This is a genomic window from Roseateles flavus, from assembly GCF_039872765.1.
In the GTDB taxonomy this organism is placed as follows: Bacteria; Pseudomonadota; Gammaproteobacteria; order Burkholderiales; family Burkholderiaceae_C; genus Roseateles_B; species Roseateles_B flavus.
Genome location: NZ_JBDPZC010000010.1, coordinates 105,069 through 126,617, shown reverse-complemented (window position 1 = coordinate 126,617; position 21,549 = coordinate 105,069). Strand labels below are relative to the sequence as shown.

19 protein-coding genes are annotated in these 21,549 nt (G+C 70.8%); 10 read left to right on the top strand and 9 right to left on the bottom strand.

Annotation, left to right across the window (positions count from 1 at the left end; genetic code table 11):
- Positions 1 to 40 precede the first annotated feature (40 nt).
- The gene (locus ABDJ40_RS19470) at positions 41 to 529 is read left to right on the top strand and encodes a biopolymer transporter ExbD (protein WP_347612114.1); all 489 of its coding nucleotides are present in this window, start codon (positions 41 to 43) and stop codon (positions 527 to 529) included.
- A 131-nt stretch (positions 530 to 660) separates the two neighbouring features.
- Here ABDJ40_RS19470 and ABDJ40_RS19465 read toward each other — a convergent pair whose 3' ends face one another.
- A complete protein-coding gene (locus tag ABDJ40_RS19465) occupies positions 661 to 1,377 on the bottom strand; it encodes a Bax inhibitor-1/YccA family protein (protein WP_347612113.1) in 717 nt (238 codons plus the stop codon).
- 32 nt (positions 1,378 to 1,409) lie between these two features.
- Positions 1,410 to 1,751: an HPF/RaiA family ribosome-associated protein gene (locus ABDJ40_RS19460; RefSeq protein WP_347612112.1), complete on the bottom strand. Its 342-nt coding sequence runs from the start codon at positions 1,749 to 1,751 to the stop codon at positions 1,410 to 1,412.
- A gap of 267 nt (positions 1,752 to 2,018) precedes the next feature.
- Here ABDJ40_RS19460 and ABDJ40_RS19455 point away from each other — a divergent pair, with 267 nt between their 5' ends.
- From ABDJ40_RS19455 to ABDJ40_RS19415, 9 genes are all read left to right on the top strand, one after another.
- Positions 2,019 to 3,068, top strand: a complete 1,050-nt coding sequence (locus ABDJ40_RS19455) for an SPFH domain-containing protein (RefSeq protein WP_269629855.1) — start codon at positions 2,019 to 2,021, stop codon at positions 3,066 to 3,068.
- 71 nt (positions 3,069 to 3,139) lie between these two features.
- A complete protein-coding gene (locus ABDJ40_RS19450; RefSeq protein WP_347612110.1) occupies positions 3,140 to 4,723 on the top strand; it encodes a DUF4178 domain-containing protein in 1,584 nt (527 codons plus the stop codon).
- A 43-nt stretch (positions 4,724 to 4,766) separates the two neighbouring features.
- The gene (locus tag ABDJ40_RS19445) at positions 4,767 to 4,991 is read left to right on the top strand and encodes a DUF350 domain-containing protein (protein WP_347612107.1); all 225 of its coding nucleotides are present in this window, start codon (positions 4,767 to 4,769) and stop codon (positions 4,989 to 4,991) included.
- A gap of 94 nt (positions 4,992 to 5,085) precedes the next feature.
- Positions 5,086 to 5,382 (top strand): YciI family protein, encoded by a 297-nt coding sequence (locus tag ABDJ40_RS19440; protein ID WP_347612103.1) that lies wholly within the window; start codon positions 5,086 to 5,088, stop codon positions 5,380 to 5,382.
- A 1-nt stretch (position 5,383) separates the two neighbouring features.
- Entirely contained in the window at positions 5,384 to 6,958 is a 1,575-nt protein-coding gene (locus ABDJ40_RS19435; RefSeq protein WP_347612101.1) for a polyamine aminopropyltransferase, read from the top strand.
- A gap of 2 nt (positions 6,959 to 6,960) precedes the next feature.
- Positions 6,961 to 8,556, top strand: coding sequence for a flavin monoamine oxidase family protein (locus tag ABDJ40_RS19430; protein WP_347612099.1), 1,596 nt, complete (start codon positions 6,961 to 6,963; stop codon positions 8,554 to 8,556).
- 228 nt (positions 8,557 to 8,784) lie between these two features.
- Entirely contained in the window at positions 8,785 to 10,056 is a 1,272-nt protein-coding gene (locus ABDJ40_RS19425) for an NAD(P)/FAD-dependent oxidoreductase (RefSeq protein ID WP_347612097.1), read from the top strand.
- Between the two features lie 143 nt (positions 10,057 to 10,199).
- Positions 10,200 to 13,037 (top strand): EAL domain-containing protein, encoded by a 2,838-nt coding sequence (locus tag ABDJ40_RS19420; protein ID WP_347612095.1) that lies wholly within the window; start codon positions 10,200 to 10,202, stop codon positions 13,035 to 13,037.
- A 57-nt stretch (positions 13,038 to 13,094) separates the two neighbouring features.
- Complete coding sequence (locus tag ABDJ40_RS19415; protein ID WP_347612092.1) at positions 13,095 to 13,829, top strand: hypothetical protein; 735 nt, start codon at positions 13,095 to 13,097, stop codon at positions 13,827 to 13,829.
- A 46-nt stretch (positions 13,830 to 13,875) separates the two neighbouring features.
- On the opposite strand, the gene ABDJ40_RS19410 is transcribed toward ABDJ40_RS19415, so the two are convergent.
- The 7 genes from ABDJ40_RS19410 to ABDJ40_RS19380 form a co-directional block, all read right to left on the bottom strand.
- The gene (locus ABDJ40_RS19410; protein WP_347612090.1) at positions 13,876 to 14,493 is read right to left on the bottom strand and encodes a hypothetical protein; all 618 of its coding nucleotides are present in this window, start codon (positions 14,491 to 14,493) and stop codon (positions 13,876 to 13,878) included.
- 126 nt (positions 14,494 to 14,619) lie between these two features.
- Positions 14,620 to 15,267, bottom strand: coding sequence for a nucleotidyltransferase family protein (locus ABDJ40_RS19405; protein WP_347612088.1), 648 nt, complete (start codon positions 15,265 to 15,267; stop codon positions 14,620 to 14,622).
- Positions 15,255 to 16,319 (bottom strand): XdhC family protein, encoded by a 1,065-nt coding sequence (locus ABDJ40_RS19400; protein ID WP_347612086.1) that lies wholly within the window; start codon positions 16,317 to 16,319, stop codon positions 15,255 to 15,257. The genes ABDJ40_RS19405 and ABDJ40_RS19400 overlap by 13 nt, the downstream gene beginning before the upstream one ends.
- Before the next feature lie 13 nt (positions 16,320 to 16,332).
- Positions 16,333 to 18,600 carry a xanthine dehydrogenase family protein molybdopterin-binding subunit gene (locus tag ABDJ40_RS19395; RefSeq protein WP_347612083.1) on the bottom strand — a complete coding sequence of 756 codons (2,268 nt, stop codon included), beginning with the start codon at positions 18,598 to 18,600 and terminating at the stop codon, positions 16,333 to 16,335.
- 11 nt (positions 18,601 to 18,611) lie between these two features.
- A complete protein-coding gene (locus ABDJ40_RS19390) occupies positions 18,612 to 19,085 on the bottom strand; it encodes a (2Fe-2S)-binding protein (RefSeq protein WP_347612080.1) in 474 nt (157 codons plus the stop codon).
- 150 nt (positions 19,086 to 19,235) lie between these two features.
- The gene (locus ABDJ40_RS19385) at positions 19,236 to 20,231 is read right to left on the bottom strand and encodes a LysR family transcriptional regulator (protein WP_269629869.1); all 996 of its coding nucleotides are present in this window, start codon (positions 20,229 to 20,231) and stop codon (positions 19,236 to 19,238) included.
- Positions 20,232 to 20,323: 92 nt separating this feature from the next.
- Positions 20,324 to 21,481, bottom strand: coding sequence for a questin oxidase family protein (locus ABDJ40_RS19380; protein WP_347612077.1), 1,158 nt, complete (start codon positions 21,479 to 21,481; stop codon positions 20,324 to 20,326).
- Positions 21,482 to 21,549: the final 68 nt, after the last annotated feature.

Here is a 21,549-nt window from a genome sequence, read left to right as displayed (position 1 = left end):
ATGGCGCGGGGGCGCCGCTCTTGCGCCCTGGAACCTCCGCATGCACGCCCTGAGCATCCCGCCGGAATCCTCGCCAACGCCAACGCCCACGCCGGGCCTGTGCATTGCGCCGCTGGCCGCCGTCCTGCTGGCGCTGATCAGCCTGTGGATGCTGGCCATGCCGGCGCCGCTGCACGCCGTGGCCTTGCGTCTGAACGCCGGCTGCACGGAGGAGGAAGCACTGCCGTCGCCCGTCCACACCGTGCGCATCGCGGCGGACAGCGCCGTCTTCCTCGACGGGCAGCGCCTCGAGGGCCGCGCTGAGATCGAGGCCCGCCTGCAGGCGCTCGCCTCGCCGACTGACGGCCTGCCACCGGTGGTGCAGGTCGTGCCGCATCCGGCGGCCGACTACCGCACCACCGTGGCCGTGCTGGCCGCGGCTCAGCGCCAGCACATCGCCCACCTGCAGGTCCAGGCCGAGGGGTTCCTGCTGCCCATGGCGATCTGCCCTCGGCGCATCGACGACGACGGCGCGCTCGGCGGTCGCTGAGACGGGCTCTGGCGGGCGGGATGGATCCACGCCCGACACCATCAAAAAGGCCCCCGACCAGCGCCGGGCGCCGTGCGGAGGCTGAAGGGCGGGGCTGGCGGCGTCTGGAAGCCCGCCCCGCCACCAGCAACTTACTCGTCCGAGCTGCCGAAGCCGAACAGCGCCAGCAGGCTGGTGAAGAGATTGAAGACCGAGACATACAGGCTGACGGTCGCCAGCACATAGTTGCGCTCACCGCCGTTCACGATATGGCTGGTCTCGAACAGGATCAGGCCCGCCGAGAGCAGCGCCACCATGCCGGACACGGCCAGGCCCAGCGCCGGGATCTCAAAGAACACGGCGGCCAGACCGGCCAGGACGGCGATCACCATGCCGGCGAACAGGAAGCCGCCCATGAAGCTGAAGTCGCGCCGCGTCGTCAGCACCCAGGCCGAGAGGCCGAGGAAGGTGGCGCCCGTTGCGCCCAGGGCCAGCGCGATGGTCTGAGCACCGCCCGGCAAGGCCAGCGTCTGGCTCAGGACGGGGCCGAGGCTGTAGCCCATGAAGCCGGTCAGTGCGAACACCGCGGGCAGCGCCCAGCCGCTGTTCTGCAGGCGATGGATGGCAAACAGCAAGCCGAAATAGACACCCAGCGTGAGCAGAAGACCGGGAGCCGGCAGCTTCATCGCCACGCTCGCGGCAGCTACGGCGGCGCTGAAGAGCAAGGTCATGGACAGCAGCGCGTAGGTGTTGCGAAGCACCCGGCTGGTGTCTGCGGGCACGGCCATGTCGGGGATCGAGCGCACCGTGGCGGGCGGGGTCGCCGTCGGGGCCGTCGGCATGGGGTTCAGGGGGTTCATCGAGCTCATGGCTTTCTCCTTTGTTCGGTCGGTGATCGGGGTCATCGTTCATCGCGCTGCGGGCGCTGGCGCTGGCGCCCGTGCTCATGGGTGCGCCGCCACTGGCGGACCAGAAAGCGGGCCGCCCGGGCCAGGGCCTGGTCCAGCGCCGTGCGCCAGTGACGAGCCACGGACGCCACCACCACCGTGCCGGCCCCGTCAGTCCGAAGGGCGATCTGGCAGCGCTTGTCGAGGCCGCCCTTGGGCCCGTTCAGGTCCGAGAGCTGCACCTCGGCGCGCGGCACCCGCCACGCCAGGCGCCGCAGCGCGAAGCGGATGCGTTGCTCGCTCAAGGCCCGGAATTCGGCGGCCAGTGGGTGGCGGGATACGAACAGCACTTGCATCGGAATCTCCTTCGATGAGGGACGCTGCGCCACTGTGCCGCCAGGATGACTTCCGAAAAACAAGCAATTTGCAGAACAACACTTCGGAAAAACATGAATGAAGAGCCGAGCGCCCGTCAACAGGCGCTGGGCGGGGCTTTCCGGGAGAGTGCCACCCGTCACACACCCTCAGTGGGGGTCGGCCAGGGCTGAAAACCCTCCGTCTTCTGGTGGATACTCTGTCCCGCGGTCACCCCGACCGCATTGACTGGAGCCTGGAGGGTCACCATGGGTTTGATGGATTTCATCAAGAAACAATTCATTGACGTCCTGCAATGGACGGAGGACGGGGACGGCACCCTCGCCTGGCGCTATCCCATGCAGGACTTCGAAATCCAGTACGGCGCCCAGCTGGTGGTGCGCGAGTCGCAGCTGGCGGTCTTCGTCAACGAAGGCAAGGTGGCGGACGTCTTCGGCCCCGGCACCTACAAGCTCACCACGCAGACCCTGCCCCTGCTGACCAACCTGAAGAACTGGGACAAGCTCTTCGAGTCCCCGTTCAAGAGCGACGTCTACTTCTTCAGCAGCCGCCAGCAGATCGACCAGCGCTGGGGCACCCCGCAGCCCGTCACCATCCGTGACAAGGACTTCGGCGCCGTGCGCCTGCGCGCCTTCGGCAACTACGCCTACCGTATCGCCGACGCCAAGCGCTTCCACCAGGAGATCTCGGGCACCCGCGATCGCTACACCGCGCAGGAGCTGGACGGCCAGCTGCGCGGCACCATCCTGCAGCACATCAGCGACGCCGTCGCGCAGAGCGGCATCCCCTTCCTGGACCTGGCGGCCAACCAGGTCGAGTTCGCCTCGCAGCTGCAGGCCGCCACCTCGCCGGCCTTCGAGAAGCTGGGCCTGAAGCTGGAGTCGGTCACGCTGCAGAGCGTGTCCCTGCCCGAGGAGCTGCAGAAGATCCTCGACCAGAAGATCGGCATGGGCATGATCGGCCAGAACATGGGCCAGTTCATGCAGTACCAGACAGCCCAGGCCATCCCGAAGCTCGCCGAAGGCGTGGGCCAGGGCGGTGGCGGCATCGCGGGCGATGCCATGGGCCTGGGGGCAGGTCTTGCCCTGGGTCAGACGCTGGCGCAGCAGATGGCCGCCGGCCTCGCCGCCCAGCCGCAGGCCGCCGCCCAGCCGGCAGCCGCCGCGGCGCCGGTGACGCAGAGCGCCGACGACATCATGTCCCTGCTGGAGAAGCTGGGCGAGCTCAAGGCCAAGGGCATCCTCACCGAGGAAGAGTTCGCGGCCAAGAAGGCCGACCTGCTGAAGAAGCTGGGCTGAGGCCACCGTCAAATCTGCACGCAGCGCCCCGGGTTGAGCGCCCGAGGCCCGCGTGCGCAGCCTGACACCGAGTGGCAAGCACTTCTCCCCAGCGCCGCTGGCAAGCGGCCTGCCCCAATTGCGGAGCGCCCGTCGAGTTCGCCTCGGCGGCGTCGCACAGCGCCGTCTGCAGCTACTGCCGCGCCACCCTGCTGCGCGAGGGCGAGGCCCTGCGCAAGATCGGCCAGAGCGCCGAGCTCTTCGAGGACTACTCCCCCCTTCAGCTGGGCGCCAGCGGCAAGTACCAGGGCGAGCCCTTCACCGTGCTGGGCCGCATCCAGCTGCGCACCGAGGAGGCCAGCTGGAACGAGTGGCACATCCTCTTCGGCCATGGGCGCAGCGCCTGGCTCTCGGAGGACAACGGCGCCTTCGTGATCGGCTTCGAGCTGCCGCTGGCCGAGGCCCCGCCGCTGGCGGCCAATGTCATCGTCGGCTCGCCGCTGACCCTGGGCGGCTCGCGCTGGGAGGTGGCCTCCAAGGTGGATGCCACCGTGCTGGCCTGCGAAGGCGAGCTGCCGCGCCCGCCCGAGCTGCTCAAGAGCTACTGGGTGGTGGAGCTGCGAAGCAGCAAGGGCGAGGTCGGCAGCCTGGAGTTCAGCCAGCCGCAGGCGCCGGTCTGGACCGTGGGCCGCAGCGTGCGCCTGGCCGACCTGGCCCTCAGCGGCCTGCGCGAGGACAGCAGCAAGACGCTCTCCGGCAAGTCCCTGCCCTGCCCGGGCTGCGGTGCCTCGCTGACGCCCAAGCTGGACAACACCCAGTCCATCGTCTGCCCGCAATGCCACACCGTCACCGACATCTCCAAGGGGGTAGGCGGGGACCTGGCCCACTATGCCCAGGACAACGGCATGGAGCCGCTGATCCCCATGGGCAGCAGTGGCAAGTTGGCGGTCATGGGTGGCACGCCCCAGGACTGGCAGGTCGTGGGCTACATGGAACGCTGCGACCTGCCGCAGGGTCAGGACGAGGAACAGACCTTCTGGCGCGAGTACCTGCTCTTCAACCGCCTGGAGGGCTTCGCCTTCCTGGTGGACACCGAGGAAGGCTGGAGCGTGGTGCGCCCGCTCACCGGCGCGCCCACGGCCGACAAGGGCGGCGCCGTCAGCTGGCAGGACAAGCGCTTCGCGCGGCGCTGGCAGTACACCGCCCTCATCACCTATGTACTGGGCGAGTTCTACTGGCGCGTGAAGCGCGGTGAAAAATGCCTGGTCACCGACTACGAATACCGCGCCGGCAGCCGCACCGAGCTGCTCAGCCGCGAGCAGACGGGCAACGAGGTCACCTGGAGCCACGGCCGCAAGCTGGACGCCGACGAAGTGCTCAAGGGCTTTGCCCTGGCGCCGGAGAAGCGCGCCGCCTTCGCCCGCGACGCCGGCGTGCGTGCCAGCGGAGATGCCCACGGGCTCTTCGCCAAGATCATCCTCGGGGCCTTCGTGCTGCTGGTGCTGCTGCTGCTCTTCCGGGCCTGCAGCAGCGATGATTGCCAGTCCTACAAGGAGACCTTCGGGGAGTCCAGTGCCGAGTACCAGGCCTGCAAGCGCAGCGGCGGCGTGCGTTCCAGCGGCGGTTCCGGTGGCTCCTGGGGCGGCTACAGCAGCGGTGGAGGCGGGCATAAATGATGCCGGCCCGGATCAGAGCGAACACAGGAAAGGCGTGCACCTCATGAACGGCTTCGAATACCTCAAGCCCGGCATCGTGCTGGGATCCATCCTCTACGCCATCATCGGCGTGCTGATGTTTTGGATCAGTTTCATCATCATCGACAAGCTCACCCCCTACAAGCTGTGGGAGGAGATCGTCGAGCACAAGAACATGGCCCTGGCCGTGGTGGTGGCGGCCATGTGCATCTCCATCGGGCAGATCGTGGCGGCGGCCATCCATGGCTGAAGGCGGGCCGCGGTGACGCTGGGGCCCTCCCCGCTTCGCCGGCATGCCCTGACTGACTCCAGCGCGGCTGCGGCCCCCCTTTCATCGACGCCCCATGCTTTTCATCGTCCGATTCCATGACCGCGAGGAGGCCCTGCCCCTGCGCCACGAGCACATGCAGGCCCACCTGGACTGGCTGGCCCTGCATGCCGAACAGGTGCGCATCGCCGGCTCCCTGCGCGAGGACCCCGTCCTGCCGCCCCTGGGCGCGCTGTGGATCGTGGAGGCGCCTAGCCGCGAGGCCGTCCAGGCCCTGATCGCCACCGATCCCTTCTCCCTGGCGGGCCTGCGCGCGCGCTGGGAGATCCTGCACTGGTCCAAGGCCTTCCCGGGCCAGCAGGTGACGATCTGACATGAGTCCCCCTCCTCTCGACGAGACCCTGCCCGCCGGCCAACGCGTCAGCCTGCAGGAACTGCTGCTGCTGTCCAGCGTCTTCGTGATCGCGGCCTGCGGCCTGGTCTACGAGCTGACGGCCGGCGCCCTGGCCAGCTACCTGATGGGCGATTCGGTGCTGCAGTTCAGCACCATCATCGGTTGCTACCTCTTCGCCATGGGGCTGGGCTCCTGGCTCTCGCGCTTCGTGGAACGCCAGCTGGTGGCGCAGTTCCTGCGCATCGAGCTGCTGGTAGGCGTGATCGGCGGGTTGATGCCGGCGGGGCTCTTCCTCGCGCACAGCTGGCTGCCGCCCTCCGAGCTGCTGGTGTTCCGCAGCCTGCTCTACGGCCTGGTGCTGCTGGTGGGCATTCTGGTGGGCCTGGAGATCCCGCTGGTGATGCGCATCATCAAGCGCCAGGTGCGCCAGCGCTATGCGCTCAAGGATCTGGTCTCCCAGGTGCTGACCTTCGACTACCTCGGCGCCCTCGTCGTGGCCCTGGCCTTTCCGCTGCTGCTGGTGCCGCAGCTGGGCCTGGTGCGCACGGGCCTGGTCTTCGGCCTGCTCAACGTGGCCGTGGCCTGCTGGGCGCTGTGGATGTTCCGCGGCGAGCTGCGCGGCTGGCGCCAGCATGCCCTGGCCTGCGCGGGCTCGGCCCTGCTGCTGCTGGCCGGTCTGGCCGGCGCCGAACGCCTCACCACCTGGGCCGAGGACCGCTTCTACGGCGAGCACATCCTGATCAAGGAGAGCAGCGCCTACCAGCGCATCGTCGTCACCCAGGGCAAGGCCGGCGTGCGGCTCTTCCTCAACGGCAATCTGCAGTTCCACTCGAAAGACGAATACCGCTACCACGAGGCTCTGGTCCACCCCGCCATGGCTGCGCATGGCGCGCCACGCCGCGTGCTGGTGCTGGGCGGTGGGGACGGCATGGCGGTGCGCGAGATCCTGCGCTACCCCTCGGTGCTGTCGGTGACGCTGGTCGAGCTGGACCCCCACATGACGCGGCTCTTCTCCACCCTGCCCCTGCTGCGCAGCCTCAACCAGGACGCGCTGCGCAGCCCCAAGCTGCGGGTGGTCAATGCCGACGCCTTCGGCTGGCTGGAACAGCACGAGGAGCGCTTCGACGTCATCGTGATCGACTTCCCCGACCCCAGCAACTTCGCGCTGGGCAAGCTCTACACGACCAGCTTCTACCAGCTGATCGACCAGCACCTGGACGCCGGCGGCTACGCGGTGGTGCAGACGACCTCGCCCCTGATCGCCCGGCGCAGCTTCTGGACCGTGGTCAACACCCTGGAGGCCTTGGGCCTGTCCACCACGCCCTATCACACGCATGTGCCCAGCTTCGGCGAATGGGGCTTCGTGCTGGCCGCGCGCCGGCCCTGGGCCCAGCCGCGCGGCCTGCCGCCGGGCCTGCGCTTCCTCACCGTGGACAGCCTGCCGACCATGATGAGCTTCCCCGCCGACATGAGCCGGGTCGAGACCGAGGTCAACCGCCTCTCCAACCAGGCCCTGGTACGCGAGTTCGAGGCCGAGTGGGGCAAGGTGCACTGAGCATGCGCCGCCGCGAGCTGCTGGCTGCCCTGGGCACGGCGCCCGCCCTGCTGGGCGGCTGCGCGCCTCGCGATCGGCCGCCGCTGGCGGGCGCCTGGGTGGGCGCGCATGCCGACCGCGGCCATCTGCTGCGCGAGGCCGGCACGCGCGAGCGCCTGCTGCGCGCCGCGCGCGAGGCCCAAGCCCGGCGGACCGGCACCCTCATCGTCGGCGGCGGGGTGTCAGGTCTTGCCTGCGCCCGCCGCCTGGCGCAGGCCGGCCGCGACTTCGCCCTGCTGGAGCTGGAAGACGAGGCCGGCGGCAATGCGCGCGGCCATCGCATGGGCGGCTTCGGCTGCCCTTTGGGCGCCCACTACCTGCCGACGCCGGGCCCGCAGGCGCCCGAAGTGGCCCAACTGCTGGAGGAGCTGGGCGCCAGCCGCCGGCAGGCCGGGCGCACGGTCTACGAGGAGCGCTACCTGTGCCACAGCCCGCAGGAGCGCCTCTACTTCGAGGGCCAGTGGCATGAGGGCCTGCTGCCGCCGACAGACAGCGCGAGGACGCGCACGCAATACCAGCGCTTCGGTCAGGCCGTGGCCCGCGCCCAGGCCCTGGGCTTTGCCATGCCCTCGCACCGCGCGCCCTGGTCCGCCGAGCATGCCGCCCTGGATGCGCAGCCCTTCGCGCGCTGGCTGGACGCGCAGGGCCTCGACGACCCCGCCCTGCGCTGGTACCTGGACTACTGCTGCCGCGACGACTACGGCGCAGGCGCCGGCACCGTCAGCGCCTGGGCTGGCCTGCACTATTTCGCCAGCCGGCACGGTTTCCATGGCGGCGAGTCCCGCACGGGGGACGAGGAACGCGAGGCCGTGCTGACCTGGCCCGAGGGCAATGCCTGGCTGACCGGGCACATGGCCCGTCCGCTGGGCGATCGCCTGCAGGCCGGCCGTCTGGTGCTGCAGGTGGCCCAGGGCCGCCATCAGGTGGAGGTGCTGGCCTGGAACGCGTCCACCCAGACCGGCGAGCGCTGGCTGGGGCAGCAGCTGGTGATGGCCACGCCGCTGTTCATTGCCGCACGCGTGCTGGACGAGGCGCCCGCCGCGCTGCGCGAGGCCGTCGCCCTGCAGCCCCATGCGCCGTGGCTGGTCGCCAACCTGCAGCTGGCCGCCCCCCTGCTGGACCGCAGCGGCGCAAGCCTCAGCTGGGACAACGTGATCTATGGCAGCGAGCAGCTGGGCTATGTGGATGCCGGCCACCAGCGCCTGGACCCCACCCCCGGCCCCACCGTGCTGACGGCCTACTGGGCCCTGCCCGTCTCGCAGCGTGGCGAGCTGCTGACGGGCTCCTGGGACGCCTGGGCACGGCGCGTCCTGGCGCCGCTGCAGGCCGTGCATCCGGACCTGCCGGACAAGCTGCAGCGCATGGACCTGATGCGCTGGGGCCACGCCATGAGCATCCCCGTGCCCGGGCTGCGGGGCAGCGCCGCCCTGCAGGCCCTGCAGCAGCCCCATGGCCGCCTGCAGTTCGCCCACAGCGACCTGGCCGCCTACTCGGTCTTCGAGGAGGCCTACATCGCCGGGTGGCGCGCCGCCGGCCACCTGCTCGGCGACAAGGCCTGAACCCCGCCCAGGCCGGGCTCCAGGCGCCGGGGCTGGCCGGCATCGCTCGGCCCATCGTCCGACCCATCGTCCAGTCAAGACCGGTCCGCCCTGCCCCCGTCTGTTCCCGGCTGATGCCGATTTCAGTTCTTGTATTTGCGCATTTACTCAAATAGTATATGAATGACATCCACAGCAATGCCGGCCTCCTGGTCCACGCGGGGCGGAACCGGTCCACAGGAGACAGCCATGGCTCACATCGTCATCCTCGGCGCCGGCACCGGCGGCATGCCGGCCGCCTATGAGCTGCGAGAGAAGCTGGACAGCAGCCATCGCATCACCGTCGTCAATGCCGTCGACTACTTCCAGTTCGTGCCATCCAACCCCTGGGTCGCCGTGGGCTGGCGCACGCGGGAGGACATCACCTTCCCCATCCGTCCCTACCTGGAGAAGAAAAACATCGGCTTCGTGGCCCAGCGCGTGGACCGCATCGACGCCGCCGCCAACGCCCTGCAGCTCGCTGACGGCAGCACCCTGCCCTACGACTACCTGGTGATCACCACCGGCCCCAAGCTGGCCTTTGACGAAGTGCCCGGCGCCGGCCCAGGGGCCCACACGCACTCCATCTGCGCGGTGGACCATGCGGACAGCACCTGGGCGGCCTACCAGGCCTTCCTGGAAGACCCCGGCCCGGTGATCATCGGCGCCATGCCCGGCGCCTCCTGCTTCGGGCCCGCCTACGAGTTCGCCTTCATCCTCAACCGCGACCTGCAGAAGCGCAAGCTGCGCCACAAGGTGCCCATGACCTTCGTGAGCAGCGAGCCCTACATCGGTCACCTCGGCCTGGGCGGCGTGGGCGATTCCAAGTCCATGCTGGAGAGCGAGTTCCGCAACCACCACATCCAGTGGATCACCAATGCCCGCGTGACCCAGGTCGAGCAAGGCCGCATGCACGTCAGCGAGCTGGACGAGGCCGGCGCCGTGAAGAAGGAGCACCAACTCCCCTTCAAGTTCAGCATGATGCTGCCCGCCTTCCGCGGCGTGGACGCCGTGGCGCAGGTGGAGGGCCTGTGCAACCCGCGAGGCTTCGTGCTGATCGACGAGCACCAGCGCAGCAGGACGTACCCCAACATCTTCTCGGCCGGCGTCTGCGTGGCCATCCCGCCGGTGGAGGCAACCCCAGTTCCCACGGGCGCGCCCAAGACCGGCTACATGATCGAGACCATGGTCAGCGCCATCGTCCAGAACATCGCCGACGAGCTGGCCGGCCGGCCCGTGAGCGCCAAGGGCACCTGGAATGCCATCTGCCTGGCCGACATGGGCGACACCGGGGCCGCCTTCGTCGCCCTGCCCCAGATCCCCCCGCGCAACGTCAACTGGTTCAGGAAGGGCAAGTGGGTCCATGTGGCCAAGATCGCCTTCGAGAAGTACTTCCTGTACAAGATGAAGACCGGCAGCTCGGAGCCCATCTACGAGAAGTACGTGCTCAAGTCCCTGGGCATCGAGCGGCTGGAGCGCTGAGCCCTGACCCGGCGTGCTGCATTGCGCCCACAGCGCCGGCCCCGGCCTGCCAACTCTGAACGCAGACCGCCTCCGGAGGCAGCGCGCCCGGCCTCGGTGGCCCGCATTGGAGGTAGGCTTGCCCTCCTGATGGAGACGGCACCTTGATCACCTTGCAGAGCCCGCCGCAACCCGCTGCGCAGGGCGAGGCCAGTGCCCCGGCGCCGCGGCCCAGGGGCCTGGCCATGCGCTGGGCCCTGCTGGGCCTGGTGGCGCTGCCGCTGCTGGTCCTGGTCCTCACCCTGGGCTACGACACCTGGCAGCAATACCAGGCCAGCCTGGCCGCCGCCTACCGCCAGGCCGCCGCCACGCGCCTGCTCTACGGCACCCAGACCGAGCTCTTCCTGACCCAGGCCGAGCGCGTGCTGGCCCGGCTGGCCGAGCGCCCGGGCGTGCGCGCCCTGGACCGGTCCCGCTGCGACCCCATGCTGGGCGAGCTGATGCAGTTCCAGCCGGCCTATGCCAATGTGCTCACCCTGGACGCCGGCGGCCGGCTGATCTGCAGCGCCACCGACGTCGTCTCCGGCAGCAAGGCCGGTCCGGACCCGCGCTACTACTTCAACGAGGTGCTCACCAGCGGCCGCTTCACCGTGGGCAAGCCCGCGCAAGGCTTCATCACGGGGCGCTGGGTCTCCACCCTGGCCTACCCCATCCGGCGCGAGGACGGCTCCATCAGCGGCGTGGTGGGCATCGCGGTGGACCTGACCAACTACCGCCCCCTGCTGCCTCCCGGCACGCTGCCGCCCCGGGCCTTTGTCGGCGTGATCAATGGCGACGGCATCGTGATCGCGCGCTCCGAGCGCGCCGAGGAACGGGTCGGCAAGCCCGCGCATCCGGAGACCTCCGCCCGCATGCGGCGCGAGCGCGAAGGCGTGCTGGCCGCGCCGGACTTCGAGGGCATCCCGCGCCTCTTCTCCTTCGGCCCCGTGCCGCACAGCGACTGGATCGTCTTCGTGGCCCTGGACCAGGCCGTCGTGATGGCGCCGGTGCTGCAACTGGCCTGGCAGCGCCTGGGCTTTACCGCCTGCCTGCTGTTGGCGGTAGGCCTGATCACGGCGCGGCTGACAAGACGGATTGCGCGGCCGGTGGAGGCGATCTCGCGCACCATGGCGGCCGTGGGCGCCGGCGCCATCTACGAGCGCGCCCTGCCCGAGGGTCCCGCCGAGCTCCAGGCCATCGCCCACGAACTCAACGCCATGCTGGACGCCCGCATGCGCGCAGACGCCCGGCTGCGCCAGAGCGAGGAGCGCTTCCGCATCGCCTTCCGCACCAGCCCCGATGCCCTGTGCATCACCCAGCTGAGCACGGGCCGCTTCATCGAGGTCAACGACAGCTTCCAGCCCCTCACCGGCTGGCCCCGCGAGAGCCTGGCAGGCAAGACGGTGCATGACATCCACCTCTGGCGCCATCCGGCGGACCGCCAGCGCCTGATCCAGCCGCTGATGAAGACCGGCACCTGCAGCAATATGGAAGCCGAGTTCCAGGCGCGGGACGGGCGTATCTGGACCGGCCTGATCTCCGCCCAGCTGATCAGCCTGGACGGCATGCCCTGCATCCTCTCCATCACCCGCGACATCAGCGAGCGCAAGGCCTCGGAGGAGCGCATCCACAGCCTGTCCTTCTCCGACCCGCTGACCGGCCTGCCCAACCGTCGCCTGTTCCTGGACCGCCTGCAGCAGGCCATGATCGGCTGCCAGCGCCACCACCGCCTGGGCGCCCTGCTCTATGTCGACCTGGACGACTTCAAGACCGTCAACGAGACCCTGGGCCACGACCAGGGCGACCTGCTGCTCCAGGAGGTGGCTCGCCGCCTGAGCCAGTGCGTGCAGGAGGGCGACACCGCGGCCCGGCTGGGCGGTGACGAGTTCGCCGTCGTGCTGGACGAGTTCAGCGGGCACAGCGAGGAAACCGCCTCGCATGCCGAGGCCGTGGCCGAGAAGCTGCTGCTGGCGCTCAAGCAGCCCTACCTGCTGGGCGGCGTCACCCAGCACCGCACGGCCAGCGTGGGCATCGCGCTGTTCGGCCACCCCACCGAGGGCACGGCGGAGGCGCCCACCGAGCCCCTGCGCCGCGCCGAGCTGGCCATGTACCAGGCCAAGGCCGCCGGCCGCAACACGCTGCAGTTCTTCGATCCGCAGATGCAGGCCGTGGTCAGCGCCCGCGCCTCGCTGGAGACCGGCCTGCGCGAGGCCATCGAGCAGCAGCAGTTCCAGCTGCACTACCAGCCCCAGGTCAATGCCGAAGGTCGCGTGGTGGGTGCCGAGGCCCTGGTGCGCTGGCTGGACCCGCGCCGAGGCATGGTGTCGCCCGCGGAATTCATCCCCCTGGCCGAGTCCTCCGGCCTCATCCTGCCCCTGGGCCGCTGGGTGCTGGAGACCGCCTGCGCCCAGCTGGCGCGCTGGCGCTCCATGCCGGGGCTGTCGCAGCTGAGCCTGTCGGTCAATGTCAGCGCCCGGCAGTTCGGCGAGGTGGATTTCGTCGAGCAGGTCATGACCACCCTCATGCGCAGCGGCTGCCGCGCCCAGACGCTCAAGCTCGAGATGACCGAGAGCATGCTGGCCACCAACATCGAGGACGTGACCGCCAAGATGAACGCGCTGAAGGGCCTGGGCCTGGGTTTTTCGCTGGACGACTTCGGCACCGGCTACTCCTCGCTGTCCTACCTCAAGCGCCTGCCGCTGGAGCAGCTCAAGATCGACCAGGGCTTCGTGCGTGACATCCTGGTCGACCCCAACGATGCGGCCATCGCCAAGATGGTGGTGGCCCTGGCCGACAGCATGGGCCTCACCGTGATCGCCGAGGGCGTGGAGACCGCGGCGCAGCGGGCCGCCCTGGCGGCGCTGGGCTGCGCGCACTACCAGGGCTATCTGTTCAGCCGCCCCCTGCCTGCGCCAGAATTCGAGGCCTGGGTGGCCCAGCAGGGGGTGGACAGCAAGACCTGACCCCGCCGGGACGCCGCCCTTCCCCGCAGCACGGCTCCGAGCTCCTTCCGCATCGCCATGAACCGACTCCACGCCCAGTGGCAACGCCTCTTCCTCGCCCCCGGCCTGTCGCCCCAGGACGGGCAGACGCCGCCGCTCACCGACGCCCAGGGCCGCACACGCGCCCTGCTGCTGGAGCTGGCCCGGCCGGCCGACTGGCGCGCCCTGGCCGGCGTGTGGCAGGCCGTGCAGCAGGAGCTGGGCCTGCCGGCGCCGGCCATCGCGGTGTCGGGCAGCGAGGGCTTCCAGCTCTGGTTCGCTCTGGCCGAGCCCGTGGAGCCGGCCACCGGCCTTGCCTTTCTCCAGGCCCTGTCCCAGCGCTACCTGCCGGACGTCGCGCCCCGGCGCCTGCGCCTGCAGGCCGGGGCCTCGAGCGACACCGCCCTCGCCACGCTGCCGCCCCAGCTGCAGGCGCAGGCCGGGCAGTGGTCGGCCTTCGTCAGCCCGGACCTCGCGCCGGTGTTTGCAGACACGCCCTGGCTGGACGTGGCGCCCGGCGCCGACGGGCAGGCCGATCTGCTGGCCGGCCTGCGCTGTCTCAGCACGGAGGACCTGCGCGAGGCCACCGCGCGGCTGGCCCCGCTGCACCTGGACAGCGAGTCGACCGAGCCCCGCGCCGCAGCCCCGGCAGACCCTGGTGCCGCGGCCCGGCAGACGCCGCAGGCCTTCCTCAGCGAGGTGATGAACGACGCGAGCGTGCCCCTGGCCCTGCGCATCGAGGCGGCCAAGGCGCTGCTGGCGCATTCACGCTAGCGGGACCGCCCGCAAGCGTGAGCGCCGCGGCCTCTGCGGCGGGGCGTCAGGCCATCACGATGTTCTGGAGCTCGAAGGCGAAGGGCTTCGACGCTGGGCCGGCGCCGCCGCCGGTCATCACGATGTCCGCACTGGCGATGCCCAGCAGCGAGATCTCCGTGTTGAGCTCGGACAGAAGGGCCGCGTTCATCACCTCCCCCGTCTGCACCTGAGACACCACGCCGATCCAGATCGTGGGCTTGAACTGGAAGGACGCCGTCTGCTGCGGAGCGACGCCGTGCTTGACGGCCAGCAGGCGACCGTCCCGGAAGCACAGCGCGTCGATCGCGCCCCTGTCCAGGGCATTGAGCACCTGCACTTCCTGCGGGCTGGCACCGGCGCCCGCCGGGACCAGCTGATTGCCTGACGGGGTCAGCGTCATCTTGAACAGCTCGCCGTCCTGCGCCGGCAGCTGCGGCGTGTAGTTGCCATCGCTGTCCCTGGCCCCGACCGCCAGGCTCAAGGGATAGACGAAGGGGTGGTGGCTGCCCTGGCCGCAGTTCTTGATGACCGTCCAGGCCACGGCGAGATCGCCGGAACCGCCCGCCGTGTGCCTCTGGAAGACCACGACCTCCGAATTGCTGGCGTCATTGGACTGGTTGATGAAGTTGAGCTGGATGTCCATGGCAAGTGCAGGTGAGGGTGTCGACCGCCCGCATTCTGGTGCAGTCCGGCGGCCCGCCAGGTCGGCGACGGCGGGATGACGCCCGACTGATCACGCAACTGATCTGCCACTGCGCCAGTCCGCGCTTCAGGGCCAGCCGACGAAGCGCGGATGGCAGTCCCGGCGCAGGGCCTGCAGCGCCGCCTCGGTGTCGAGGTCCTGCACCGGCCCGGGCCCGGGGACGTCCAGGAACCAGACCCGCCCCGGATGCGCTGCCAGCCAGTGCCGCACGCCCTGCCCGGGCAGTTGCTCGTCCACGGCCCTCAGCGCCGCCGCCGACAGCAGCACCGGATGGCCGCGCTGCCCCGCTACCGTGGGCACCAGGGCCTCGATGCCCGGCGAGCGCCGCGCCCAGGCCTCGCGCAGGCGCTGCAGGTCCTCGGCCCCCAAGGCGGTCAGGTCGCCCAGCAGCAGCCACAGCGGCTGAGCGGGCAGCAGGCGGCGATGGGCCTGCACCGCCAGGCGCTGGGAGTCGATCAGCGAAGGCTCGTCCCGCTCGTGCAGCAGAGGATCCAGGCCGGCGCGCAGCGCCAGCGGCAGCAGGGTCTCGCGGTAGGGCCCCAGCACCACGCGGGGCTGCGCCACGCCGGCCTCGCGCAGCGCCTGGGCGAGGCGCTCCAGCAGGCTCAGCGGGCCGATGTGCAGGGCGGCCTTGGGCCGGCCACCCAGGCGGCGACCCAGGCCGGCGGCGAGGATCACGGCCCCGGGGGCGGTGGCCTCACTCAGCGGCCGCACACCAGGGCGTCCTGAGGCGGTGGCGCGTCCGCGTCCGCGTCTGCCACCGCCTCCTCCAGCCCCTTGGCCTCGGCCACCTGGACCTGCGGCGGCAGGGCGATGCCGTTCTTGCGCGCAACGATCTCGGCCATGATGGACAGCGCGATCTCGGCCGGCGTCTTGCTGCCGATGTAGAGCCCCGCCGGGCTGCGCAGCGCCTCCATCTGGGCAGGGCTGAGGTCGAAATGCTCCTGCAGGCGCTGGCGGCGCTGCTGGGCATTGCGGCGCGAGCCGATGGCGCCCACGTAGAAGGCCGGGGACTGCAGGGCGTCGATCAGGGCGAGGTCGTCCAGCTTGGGGTCGTGCGTGAGGGCCACGACGGCGGTGCGGGCATCGGGCCGCAGGCGCTGGATCAGGTCGTCCGGCATCTCGTGGCTGACATGCACGCCAGGCAGGGCCCAGCTGGCGCGCTGCTCCGGTCGCGGGTCGCAGACCATGACCTCGAAGCCCAGGCTCAGGGCCATCTCCGACATGAAGCGCGAGAGGTCGCCCGCGCCGATCAACACGAGGCGGGCGCGCGGGCCGAAGTGGTTGACCAGCGTCTCGCCGTCCCAGCGCGGCACGCCGTCGGCACGGCCCGGCCTCAGGGTCACGGCGCCGCTGCGCACATCGAGGCAGCGCTCGGTGCTGCGCCGCGCGGCACAGGCGGCCAGCAGCTCGGGCACCTGGCTCTGCGCCTGCAGCGGCTCCAGCACCAGCTCCACCGTGCCGCCGCAGGGCAGACCGAAGCGGTGGGCCTGGTCAGCCGAGATGCCATAGCGCAGCACCGCCGGCCGGCCCTGCTCGCAGACCGAGGCGATGCCCTGCTCGCGGATGCGCTGGATGAGGTCGTCCTCGATGCAGCCGCCCGAGACCGAGCCCACCGTCTCGCCCTGCCCGCTGATGGCCATCAGCGAGCCCGGCGGCCGCGGCGAGGAGCCCCAGGTGCGGGCCACCGTCACCAGCAGCGCGGGCTGGCCCGCGGCCTGCCAGCCGGCGGCGGTGCGCAGCACCAGGGTGTCCAGGTCTTCCATCAGGCGCTCAAGTTCAAGCAAGCTTGAAGGGCAGCTGGCGCTGCGGCTTGCCGGTGAGCTTGGCGACGGCATTGGCAAAGGCCGGCGCCAGCGGCGGCAGACCCGGCTCGCCCATGCCGGTGGGCGGCTCCGCGCTGGGCACGATGTGCACGGCGATCGCCGGCATGTCGGTGATGCGCGGCACGACGTAGTCGCCGAAATTGCCCTGCTCCACCACGCCGTCCTTCAGCGTGATGGCCGCACCGGGCAGGCACATGCCCAGGCCCATCAGCGCGGCGCCCTGCACCTGGGCCTCCACCGTGCGGGGGTTCACCGCCAGATTGCAATGCACGCCGGCCGTGACCTGGTGCAGCACCGCCTGGCCCTTCTTCACCGAGGCCTCCACCACATAGGCCACCACGGTGTCGAAGGACTCATGCACCGCCACACCGAAGGCCCGGCCCGCCGGCAGCTTGCGCTGGCCATAGCCGCTCTGGGCCACGGCCAGCTCCAGCGCGGCGCGGTGGCGCGGGTGCTTGTCGCCGAACATCTTCAGCCGGTAGGCGACGGGGTCCTGCTTCGTCGCCCGGGCGATCTCGTCCACCAGCGTCTCCATCACGAAGGCCGTGTGGGTGGAGCCCACGCTGCGCCACCACAGCACCGGCACGTTGAGCTTGGGATGGTGCACGCGCAGGCGCATGGGGAAGGGATAGGGCTCCTTCATGCCTTCCACGGCGGTCTGGTCGATGCCGTTCTTGACCATGAAGCCTTCGAACATGGTGCCGGAGACGATGGACTGGCCCACGATGACGTGGTCCCAGGCCAGCACATTGCCCTGCTTGTCGAAGCCCAGGTGCGCCTGGTGCAGGTGCATGGGGCGGTAGTAGCCGCCATGGATGTCGTCCTCACGGCTCCACTGGGTCTTGATGGGCGCCTCGATGCCGGCGCTGCGGGCCGCCTTGGCCACGGCGCAGGCTTCCGTGACGAAGTCGCTGGTGGCCACCGCACGCCGGCCGAAGCCGCCCCCGGCCATCTGCACCTTGACGGCCACCTGCTCGGGCTTGAGGCCCAGCACCTTGGCGGCGGCCATGCCGTCCACGCCCGGGAACTGGGTGCCCACCCACAGCGTGGCGCCCTCGGGCTGCCACTGCACGGTGCAGTTCAGCGGCTCCATGGGCGCGTGGGCCAGGTAGGGGAAGTGGAACTCGGCCTGGATCTTGTGCGGAGCCTTGGCCAGCGGTGCCATGTCAGCCTTGAAGTGCTCGGGGGCGTCCTGGCGGGCGAGCTGGCGGTACTGGGCCAGCTGCTTCGCGCTGTCGACCTTCTCGACGGCCGAGTTGTCCCAGTCGATCTTGAGCGCCTCCCGGCCCATCTTGGCGGGCCAGTAGCCATCGGCGATCACGGCGATGCCTTCCGCACCGCGATCCAGGGGCACGCGCAGCACGGCCTTCACGCCACGCACGGCGCGCGCGGCGGCATCGTCCACCGAGCGGGGCTTGGCGCCGAAGACCGGCGGGCGGGCGATCACGGCGGTGAGCTGGCCGGGCAGGCGCACGTCGATGCCGAAGTCCTGCTTGCCACTGCTCTTGGCCTTGCTGTCCAGGCGGTCCATGGGCTTGCCGATCAGGCGGAAGTCCTTGGGGTTCTTCAGCGTGACCTGCTCGGGCACCGGCTGAGCCATCGCGGCATCCGCCAGCTCGCCGTAGCCGGCCCGGCGGCCGTCGGCGCTGATCACCTGGCCCTGCTCCGTGCGCAGCGTGGCCACGCCCACGTTCCAGCGCGCAGCGGCCGCGCCCATGAGCATGGCCCGGGCGCGGGCGCCCAGTTCGCGGTACTGCATGAAGCTGTTCTTGATGCTGTTGGAGCCGCCGGTCATGTGCAGGCCGAACGCGGGGTCCACGAAGGCCGGGTCATTGCTGCCAAGCTCGGCGCGCACGCGGGACCAGTCGGCATCCAGCTCCTCGGCCAGGATCATGGGCAGGGCCGTGTGCACGCCCTGGCCGAACTCCAGGCGGTTGACCAGCACCGTGACCGTGCCGTCCGGCGCAATGCGCAGGAAGGACACCGGCTGCTGGAAGGGCTTGAGGCCCTTGGCAGACGCCTCGGGGGCGTCGGCAGCGGTGGCGGCCAGCGGGGCGAAGCCCAGCGCGAAGCCGGCCCCGCCGGTGATCTTGAGGAAGCCGCGGCGGCTCAGCGCCGACGGCGCCTCGGCCGAATCGCGCGAGAGGATGTGCTGCAGCGCACGGGGCATCTCGGCGGCCAGGGCCGCGCCGAGTTCGGGAGACAGGTGGCGGTTCAGCATGGGGGTCTCCTTCAGGCCAGGGCGCGGGCGGCTTCGGCCACGGCGGCGCGGATGCGGGCATAGGTGCCACAGCGGCAGATGTTGCCGGCCATGGCGGCGTCGATCTCGGCGGCCGTGGGCTGCTTGCCCTTGGGCAGGCTCTTGAGGAAAGCGGTGGCCGACATGATCTGGCCGCTCTGGCAGTAGCCGCACTGGGCCACGTCATGCTTGACCCAGGCGGCATGCACGGCGGCGCCCACGCGGTCGCCACCGGCCGTCACGGCCTCGATGGTGGTCACCGGCTTGCCTTCGACGGCGGAAACAGGCGTCACGCAGGCCCGCACGGCCTGGCCGTCCACGTGGACGGTGCAGGCGCCGCACAGCGCGGCGCCACAGCCGAACTTGCTGCCGCACAGACCGAGCTTGTCACGCAGGGCCCAGAGGACGGGGGTGCCGGGATCGATGTCGAGCTGGTGCTCGCGGCCGTTGACGAGGAGCTGGGTCATGGCGTCGGGTCTCCGCACGATGAAGAGGGAAGAGGGGGAGCGCAGCCGCCGTCCGGACAGCAGTTCGGAGAGCGGAGCAGCGAAGCAATCAGCCGCTGAATGTAGGCCCTTCCCCGCAGCGCGGATAGCCCAGCGGCGCTTGCTGCACTGTCAAGCGTTGCTTGCCAATCGGGCGCTCGGCCGGAGGTGCTGGCGTCGGCCCTGCGCTTCCAGGCGGGCCAGTTCCTGCTCGCCCAGCACATAGTCCGTGTTGCCGGCCAGGCGCTCGATGGCCAGGTCGATGAAGGCCCGCACCCGCGCCGGCTGCGCGACCCGGCTGCCCCAGTAGATGTGCAGGCCGTACTGGTCGGCCACATGGGCGCTCAGCAGGGGCACCAGGCGGCCGGCGCGCAGGTGGGCCGCGCCCATGATGCCGCTGACCTGGCCGATGACCCGCCCGCTGAGCAGGGCGTCCAGCTCCAGGCCCTCCTCGTTGGTGGAGAAGCTGGACAGCACGTCCTGCTCCAGCGTGGCGCCGTCGACCTTGACCGGCCAGGGCATGAGCCGGCCCGTGCCCGGCTTGCGAAAGCCGCTGCAGCGGTGGGCCGCCAGCTCGGCCAGGCTGTCGGGCGCGCCGTAGCGGGCCAGGTAGGCGGGGGCGGCGCAGATGATCATCTGCAGGGGGAAGAGGCGCCGGGCGATGACGCCATCCGCGGGTGCCGAGCCCACGCGGAAGCCCACGTCCACCCGGTCCTCGACCCAGTTGCCGATGCGGTCGTCCAGCTGCACATCGGGCTGGGCATCGGGGTGGCGGCGGCAGAACTCGTCCACCAGGGCTCCGATCACCGGCTGGAAGCTGGAGCGCGGGCCCACGATGCGCAGGGGCCCCGCCACCTCGTCCCGCGCCTGGCGCACCACCTGGAAGGCGCGCTCCAGGCCCTGCAGGGCCGGCAGGGCGGCGTCCATGAAGAGCCGGCCCTCGTCCGTCAGCGACATGTTCCGCGTGGTGCGGTGGAACAGCCGCGCGCCCAGCTTCTGCTCCAGCTGGGCCAGGGCCTGGCTGGCCGCCTGGGGGCTGATGCCCTCGGCCGCCGCCGCGCGGCGCAGGCTGCCCAGTTCGGCGGTCTTGACGAAGATGGTGAGGGTACGCAGCTCGCTCTGGGACATGGGGCAGGCGCCTCCGGCTGGAGATGGATCAAGACGGCTTGGCACAGATTATCAAGCCGGACTTGCCAATTCCAGCGCCTGCGCGCCACCCTTCAGGCCTGGCCTTCCAGCATGCGCTGCGCCACCTGGCGCCAGCGCGCGTCCGGCGCCCGGACGTCCTCCTGCCAGCAGGCATGGACGCCCTTGATCACGTGCTCGTCGTCCTGGGCCAGGGCGGCGCGGTGCAGCGCCGGCCAGGGCAGCAGCGCGCCTGCCGGCACGCCCTCCTGCCAGTGCAGGCGCCCGGCCATCCAGCCGGCCACTGTGGCGCGGTCCAGCGCGGCGACGAGGGGCTGCTGATCGGCCGACGCCTGCAGCAGGGGCAGCAGCACCCGCAGCCCCCGCAGGCCGGTGATCAGGTGCAGGACCGTGAAATTGCGGCTGTGCAGATAGGCCTCGCGGGCCAAGGCCAACAGCTGCTCGCGGCGCTCGGCCAGGCCGGAGGCCGGCGCCAGGCACTCGGCCAGGCCGGCATAGAGCGGCGTCTCCCCTGCGCTGCGCATGCGATAGATGATCATGGGCAACTCGCTGCGCCAGCCCTGCGTGCGGCTGCGCAGCGCCTGGGCCCAGGCCTGCGGTGGCATCGCCTCGCCGTCCCGGCGCCCCGCGGGCAGCAGTTCCCACCAGGCGGCCCAGGTGGCCAGCGCCGCGGCCAGCTCGGCGCGGTGGCCGCTTTCCCAGGCATGCGCCGTGCGGATCAGGCCATGGAAGGCGAAGGCATGGGGCGAGCGCAGCAGCGCTTCGAGATGGGCTCCCAGGACCTGGGTGGCCGGCTGCTGGGCCAGCTGGGCCGAGAAGTAGGCCTGCAGCCAGGGGAAGGACTCGGGCTGGCCGCGATGCAGCAGCCATTCGTCCGCCCCCGCCGCGCCCGTCATGCGCCGCTGGGCGGCGCGCCGGGCCGAGGCGGCCTCGGCCTCCGAGGCCGGCCGTGCCGGCACCAGCTTGGGCCGCTCATGGTCGACCAGGGCCTGCAGGCGCGGGGCCTCCGCGCCCATCTCCCAGGCCGCATGCAGGGCCATGGGCAGGTGGTTGCTCATGGCACCGTCGAAAGCGGGGCCGAAGGCCTGCGCCGCGTCCAGGCCCCCATGGAGCAGGGCCTGCGAGCCGGCTTTTGGCGGCAGCGCCCGGCCCGCAGGCGCTGCCGGCCGGGCCGGCTCGTCAGCCAGGCGATGCGCCCAGTCCTGGAAGGCATGGTTCAGTAGCTCGTCCATCATCGTTCTCCTCATTGCGTCACGACACGATGGGCGCATACTGCAAGTTCAAGTGAACTTGAAGTCAA